The sequence below is a fragment of the Rhizobacter sp. P2_D12 genome, assembly GCF_056404395.1.
This window is the reverse complement of the sequence record NZ_JBFUEB010000187.1, coordinates 1-6,865: the sequence shown is the minus strand read 5'-3', so window position 1 is coordinate 6,865 and position 6,865 is coordinate 1. Positions and strand designations below refer to the sequence as shown.

Here is a 6,865-nt window from a genome sequence, read left to right as displayed (position 1 = left end):
GGTTGAACGACACCGTGGTCGCCAGCTCGCCGTCCTGGTGGTTGATCGAGGTCGGCGTCGCGCTCTCGGAGAAGCGCGCCAGCGTCGACAGCGGCACCATCGTGTCGGCGGTGTTGCTCAAGGCCTGCCCGCCCGACGCGTCGCGCAGCGCCGGGTTGGCCGACACGGTGGCGGCCGCGGCCACCGCGCCGGTGCCGGCCGAGCGCGGGATGTAGACGTCGTTCAGCGAGGTCGGGCTGCGCGTCAGGCTGCGCGCCGCCTCCATCACCACGTGGTACTGGTTCAGCTCGTCGTAGATGGTGGCGATCTGGCGCTGGCCGAAGCTGTCGTACAGCGCGTTGTCGACGTCGCGCGTCGTGATGCCCAGCCGCGCCGCGGTCGCCTTGTCGATGTCGACGAAGGCCTGCACGCCGTTGTCCTGCTGGTTGGTGTCGACGTCGGCCAGCTCCTCCTTGGTGCGCATCTGGTCGGCCAGCCTGGTGGCCCAGGTGCGCAGGTCGGCGATGTTGTCGCTCTTCAGCGTGTACTGGTAGGTCGAGTTGCTGGATCGCCCGCCGGCCCGCAGGTCCTGCACCGGGTTCAGGAACAGCTGCACGCCGGTCACCACCGCCATCTTCGGGCGCAGCCGCGCGATCACCGCCTGGCCGCTGTCGGCGCGCTCGCCCACCGGTTTCAGGTTGATGAACATGAAGCCGCCGCCGGCGCGCCCGCCGCCGGTGAAGCCGACCACGGTGTCGACCGCCGGGTCGGCATGGATGATGTCGACCAGCTGCTTCAACTTGCCCTGCAGCGCCTCGAACGAGATGCTCTGGTCGGCCGACAGCCCGCCGTTCAGCTGGCCGTTGTCCTGCTGCGGGAAGAAGCCCTTGGGCGTCGCGTTGAACAGGTACACGTTGAGCCCGATCACCGCCAGCAGGATCAGCATCACCAGCGCCTTGCTGTGCAGCGCCCAGTCGAGGCTGTGCTCGTAGCCGCGCAGCACGCCGGCGAACAGTCGCTCGGAGACCCGGGCCAGCCGCCCCGGTGGCTTCTGCAGGTGCCCGCCGGGCTTGAGCAGCCAGGCACACATCATCGGCGTCGTCGTCAGCGAGATCAGCAGCGAGATCAGCACCGCGACCGACAGCGTCACCGCGAACTCGCGGAACAGCCGGCCCACCTGGCCGCTCATGAACAGCAGCGGGATGAACACCGCCACCAGCGACAGGCTGATCGACAGCACCGTGAAGCCGACCTCGCGCGCGCCCCGCAGCGCCGCCTCGAAGCGGTCCATGCCGGCCTCGATGTGGCGGCTGGTGTTCTCGAGCACGACGATGGCGTCGTCGACGACGAAGCCGGTGGCCACCGTGAGCGCCATCAGGCTCAGGTTGTTCAGGCTGTAGCCCAGCAGGTACATGATGCCGAAGGTACCGAGCAGCGACACCACCGTCGCGACGGCCGGCACGATGGTCGCGCGCAGGCTGCGCAGGAACACGCTGACCACCACCACCACCAGCAGCACCGAGATCACGAGCGTGCCCTCGATCTCGCGCAGCGAGGCGCGGATCGAGTTGGTGCTGTCCGAGGCCACCTGCAGGTCGATGTCGCTGGGCAGCTGCGCGCGCAGCTCGGGCAGCAGCGCGCGCACGCCGTCCACCGTCTGGATCACGTTGGCGCCGGGCTGGCGCGTCAGCAGCACGATCACCGCCGGCTGGCCGTTGAACAGGCCCAGCGTGCGCACGTTCTCGACGCCGTCGCTGACCCGGGCCACGTCCGACAGCCGCACCGCCGAGTTGTTGCGCCACGCGATCACCAGGCTGCGGTAGTCGGCCGCGGTGCGCCCGGGCGGCGGGGTGTAGATCTGCATGCGGCGCTCGCCGTCTTCGATCGCGCCCTTGGGCCGGTTCGCGTTCGAGGCCTGGATGGCGGCGCGCACGTCTTCCGAGCTCACGCCGAAGCGGTTCAGCGCGAACGGCAGCAGCTCGACGCGCACCGCCGGCAGCGAGCCGCCGCCCAGCTCGACGTCGCCGACGCCGTCGGCCTGCGCCAGCTTCTGCTGCACGATGTTCGACACCGCGTCGTAGATCTGGCCCGGCGTGCGCGTCTTCGAGGTCAGCGCCAGGATGATGATGGGCGCGTCCGACGGGTTGGCCTTGCGGTAGGTCGGGTTGCTGCGCAGCGTGGCCGGCAGGTCGGCGCGCGATGCATTGATCGCCGCCTGCACTTCGCGCGCCGCGCCGTCGATGTTGCGGCTCAGGTCGAACTGCAGCGTCACGCGGGCCGAACCGGTGGAGCTCGACGAGGTCATCTCGTTGACGCCGGCGATGGTGCCCAGGTGGCGCTCCAGCGGCGTGGCCACGCTGCTGGCCATCGTGTCGGGGCTCGCGCCGGGCAGCGAGGCGCTGACCGAGATGGTCGGGAAATCCACCTGCGGCAGCGGCGCCACCGGCAGCACGAAGAACGCGCCGATGCCGGCCAGCGCCATGCCGATGGTCAGCAGCACGGTCGCGATCGGCCGCGTGACGAAGGGCTTGGACAGGTTCATCCTGCCGCCTCTCCAGCGATCGGGCCGGCCTTGCGCACGCGCCGGCCCAGCCGGTCGAAGCCGAGGTAGATGACCGGCGTCGTGAACAGCGTCAGCACCTGGCTGACGATCAGCCCGCCGAAGATCGCGAGGCCCAGCGGCATGCGCAGCTCCGAGCCTTCGCCGCCGCCGAACATCAGCGGCAGCGCTGCGAACAGCGCCGCCAGCGTCGTCATCAGGATCGGCCGGAAGCGCAGCAGCGCCGCCTGGTGGATGGCCTCGCGCGGCGACTTGCCYTCKYTGCGCTCGGCSTCGATCGCRAAGTCGATCATCATGATCGCGTTCTTCTTGACGATGCCGATCAGCAGGATGATGCCGATGATGCCGATCACGCCCAGGTCGTTGCCCGACAGCATCAGCGCCAGCAGCGCGCCGACGCCGGCCGAGGGCAGCGTCGACAGGATGGTCAGCGGGTGGATGTAGCTCTCGTACAGCACGCCCAGCACGATGTAGACGCACACCAGCGCGGCCAGGATCAGCCACAGCTCGTTGGCCAGCGAGGCCTGGTAGGCGCCGGCCGCGCCGAGGAAGGTCATGGTCACGCCGGCCGGCAGGTTGATGTCCTTGGCCGCCTGCTTGATCGCGTCGACCGCATGGCCCAGCGACGAGCCGCTGGCGGTGTCGAAACCGAGCGTGGTGGCCGGGTACTGCGCGACGTGCGTCACCTGCAGCGGCGACGGCTTCTCGCGGATCGTCGCGATGGCCGACAGCGGCGTCGCTTCGCCCGAGCTGGTGCGCAGGTTCAGCAGCCCGAGCGTCTGCGCGCTGTTCACCAGGCCCGGCTGGGCCTCGAAGATCACGCGGTACTGGTTGGTCTCGGTGAAGATGGTCGAGACGATGCGCTGGCCGAAGGCGCTGTACAGCGCGTCGTCGATCGAGCTGGCGGTGATGCCCAGGCGCGCCGCGGTGTCGCGGTCGATGTCGATGTAGGCCGACATGCCCTGCGCACCGGCGTCGGTGACGACGTTGCGCACCTCCTTCACGTCGCGCAGCCGGTCGGCCAGCTTGTGCGCCCATTCGGAGACGATGTCGCTGCTGACGCCTTCCAGCGACACGCGGTATTCGGTGGGTCCGGATTCGGCGTCGATGGTCAGGTCCTGCGTCGGCTGCAGGTACAGCGTGACGCCGGCCACCTTCTGCACGCGCTCGCGCAGCCGGTCCATGATCTGCGCCTGCGTGCCGCTGCGCTTGCCGCGCAGGTTGATCAGCATGCTGCCGGTGTTGAGCATCGTGTTGTTGGCCGCGTCGACGCCGGTGAAGGAGCTGAGGCTCTCGACGTCCGGGTCGGCCAGGAGGGCCCGCGCGGCCTGCTGCTGCAGGGCCGCCATGCGGCTGTACGACACGTCCTGCGCGGCCTCGATGCGGGCCTTCAGCTGGCCGGTGTCCTGGGTCGGGAACAGGCCCTTGGGGATCACCATGTACAGCACGACGGTCAGCGCGAGCGTGGCGGCGGCCACCAGCAGCGTCAACGCCTGGCGGTCGAGCACCCAGGTGAGCCAGACGTCGTACTGCGCGATCACCCGGTCGAACAGGCGCTGCGTGGCGGCACCGAAGCCCTTCGCGGTCTTCGGATCCTCATGCTGGGTCAGCCAGCGGCCCGACATCATCGGCACCAGCGTCAGCGACACCACCGCCGAGATCAGGATCGTGATCGCCAGCGTCACCGCGAACTCGCGGAACAGCCGGCCCACCACGTCGCCCATGAACAGCAGCGGGATCAGYACGGCGATCAGCGACACCGTCAGCGAGATGATGGTGAAGCCGATCTGCGTCGCGCCCTTCAGCGCCGCCTGCATCGGCGGCTCGCCTTCCTCGATGTAGCGGGCGATGTTCTCGATCATCACGATCGCGTCGTCGACGACGAAGCCGGTGGCGATGGTGAGCGCCATCAGGCTCAGGTTGTTCAGGCTGTAGCCCAGCAGGTACATGATGCCGAAGGTGCCGATCAGCGAGATCGGCACCGCCAGGCTCGCGATCACCGTGGCGCGCAGGCTGTGCAGGAAGGCGAAGATCACGATCACCACCAGCACCACGGCCAGCAGCAGCTCGATCTCGACGTGCTTGACCGATGCGCGGATGCCGGTGGTGCGGTCGCTGAGCACGTTGACGTTGACGCTCGCCGGCAGCCCGGCCTGCAGCTCGGGCAGGCGCTGCTTGATGCCGTCGACCGTCGCGATCACGTTGGCGCCGGGCTGGCGCTGCACGTTCAGGATGATGGCGGGCACCAGCGGGCGCTCGCTGCCGGCCTGGCAGTCGCTGCACGCCATGCCTGCCCAGGCGCCCAGGCGCACGTTCTCGGCGCTGTTCACCACGCGGGCCACGTCGGCGATGCGCACCGGTGCGTTGTTGCGCCAGGCGACCACCAGCGACTTGTAGTCGTCCACCGTCAGCAACTGGTCGTTGGCGTTGATGCTGTAGGTGCGGGTCGGGCCGTCGAAGCTGCCCTTGGCGCTGTTGGCGTTGGCGCCGGTGATGGCGGTGCGCAGCGTGTCGATGCCGATGCCGTACGACGCGAGCGCCTGCGTGTCGGCCTGGATGCGCACCGCCGGGCGCTGGCCGCCGCTCAGCGACACGAGGCCGACGCCGCTGACCTGCGAGATCTTCTGCGCCAGGCGCGTGTTGACCAGGTTCTGCACCTCGGTGAGCGGCAGCGACTCGGAGGTGATGGCCAGCGTGAGCACCGGCGCGTCGGCCGGGTTGACCTTGGCGTAGACGGGCGGCGCCGGCAGGTCGGCCGGCAGCAGCGAGCCGCCGGCGTTGATGGCGGCCTGCACCTCTTGCTCGGCGACGTCCAGCGTCTGGCCGAGCGAGAACTGCAGCGTGACGATGGAGACGCCGGCCGCGCTGGACGAGCTCATGCGCTGCAAGCCGGGCATCTGGCCGAACTGCTTCTCCAGCGGCGCGGTGACGGTGTTCGTCATCACCTCGGGGCTGGCGCCGGGATACAGCGTCTGCACCTGGATGGTCGGGTAGTCGACCTGCGGCAGTGCCGCCAGCGGCAGGAACTTGAAGCCCACCAGGCCGGCGAGCACGATGGCGAGCATCAGCAGCGAGGTCGCTACCGGGCGCTCGATGAAGGGACGTGACGGACTCATGGGCGGTCCGGCTTACTGCGGTTCGGCCTGCTCGCGGCGTTGGCGGCGGCGCTCGCCCCAGGAACCGGAGGCGCCGGATGCAAAGCCGGCCGGTGCCGACGCGCCGTCTCCGAAGGGCCGGGCGCCGCGCGGGCCGGACGCGCGGCGCCCGGGCGGGAACGCGCCGGCCGGGCCGGAAGCGCCTTGCGCGCCCGAGGCGGCGCGGTCGGCCGACAGCGTGACGCGGGCGCCGTCCTTCAGCCGGTCGGCGCCTTCGGTGATGACCTGCTCGCCGGCTTCCAGGCCGGCCGTGATGGCCACCTTGTCGACCGTCGCCTGGCCGCGCGTCACGCTGCGCTGCTTCACGGTGCGGTCGGGTTGCAGCACGTAGACGTAGTCGCCGTCGCGGCCGTTGCGCAGCGCGGTGATGGGCACGACGACCGCGCCCTTCACGGTGTCGAGCAGCAGCCGCACGTTGACGAACTGGTTCGGGAACAGCGCGCCGCCCTCGTTCTTGAAGCGGGCCTTCGCGCGCACCGTGCCGGTGGTGGTGTCGACCAGGTTGTCGAAGGTCGAGAACATCCCGCTGTCGAGCTTGGCGGTGCGCGTGCGGTCGTAGGCGGCGACCGGCAGCTGCGCGCCGCTGGCCACGCGCGCCTGGATGGCGGGCAGGCGATCTTGCGGCACCGAGAACGAGACGTCGATCGGCTCGGTCTGCGTGATCACGGCCAGGCCGTTGGCGTCGCCGGTCGAGACCAGGTTGCCTTCGTCGACCACGCGCAGGCCGATGCGGCCGCTGGTGGGCGCGGTGATGCGGGTGTAGGCCACGTTCAGGCGGGCCGTGCCTTCGGCGGCCTTGTCGGTCATGATCGTGCCCTCGAGCTGCTTGACGAGGGCGGCCTGGGTGTCGACGTCCTGGCGGGCGATGGAGTCCTGCGACAGCAGGGTCTGGTAGCGCTTGAGCGTGACGCGGGCGGCATCGAGCTGGGCCTCGTCGCGCAGGCGCTGGCCGCTGGCCTGCAGCAGGGCCATCTCGTAGGGGCGGGCGTCGATGGTGGCGAGCAGGTCGCCCTTCTTGACCAACTGGCCTTCCTTGAACAGCACCTTGGTCAGCACGCCGGAGACCTGCGAGCGCAGCGTGACGGTGGCGGCGGGGGTGACGGTGCCCAGCGCTTCGATCAGCACCGGCAGCTCGGCCTGCGCCGCGGTGGCGACGCCGACCGTCGTGGCG

Annotated in this window: 3 protein-coding genes; all 3 read right to left on the bottom strand. The window is 70.0% G+C overall.

All coding sequences use genetic code 11. The features are described from left to right. Positions 1-2,521: efflux RND transporter permease subunit (locus AC1DYN_RS30990; RefSeq protein WP_477966384.1), on the bottom strand; the 2,521-nt coding region annotated here is incomplete at its 3' end. Continuing rightward, entirely contained in the window at positions 2,518-5,655 is a 3,138-nt protein-coding gene (locus AC1DYN_RS30985) for an efflux RND transporter permease subunit (protein ID WP_477966382.1), read from the bottom strand. The genes AC1DYN_RS30985 and AC1DYN_RS30990, both read right to left, overlap by 4 nt. 12 nt (positions 5,656-5,667) lie before the next feature. Continuing rightward, positions 5,668-6,865 (bottom strand): efflux RND transporter periplasmic adaptor subunit (locus AC1DYN_RS30980; protein WP_477966380.1); only part of this gene is annotated, 1,198 nt, incomplete at its 5' end.